Annotated in this window: 1 protein-coding gene; it reads left to right on the top strand. The window is 74.2% G+C overall.

The genetic code is table 11. From position 1 onward, the window contains the following. Positions 1-357, top strand: a 357-nt coding sequence (locus A612_RS14445) for an MFS transporter (RefSeq protein WP_173370377.1), incomplete at both ends; no start/stop codon positions are given.

Below are 357 nucleotides of genomic sequence, written 5' to 3'. Positions count from 1 at the left end.
GGCCGCCATGGCGGTCGCGCCGAACGTGTACGTGGCGGTGCCGGCGATGGTGCTCGGCGGGGCGGCGTGGCTGACCACGGCGAACTCGCTGTCGGTGGCGGCGCAGATGGCGCTGCCCAACTGGGTGCGTGCGCGCGGCATGTCGATCTACCAGATGTCGATCATGGGGGCGACGGCGGCGGGCGCGGCGCTGTGGGGGCAGGTGGCTTCCTGGACCAGCGTGCACGCGAGCCTGGCGCTGGCGGCGCTGTCGGGCGTGGCGCTGATGCTGCTGGTGCAGCGGGTGGTTCCGGGGCGCCATGCGGACGAAGACCTGAGCCCGGCGCTGGCCGGCTTCCAGCGTCCGCAGGCGCAGAC

Source organism: Melaminivora alkalimesophila, from assembly GCF_000282995.1.
GTDB classification, from domain to species: Bacteria; Pseudomonadota; Gammaproteobacteria; order Burkholderiales; family Burkholderiaceae_C; genus Melaminivora; species Melaminivora alkalimesophila.
This window is presented reverse-complemented; position numbering and strand designations above follow the sequence as displayed.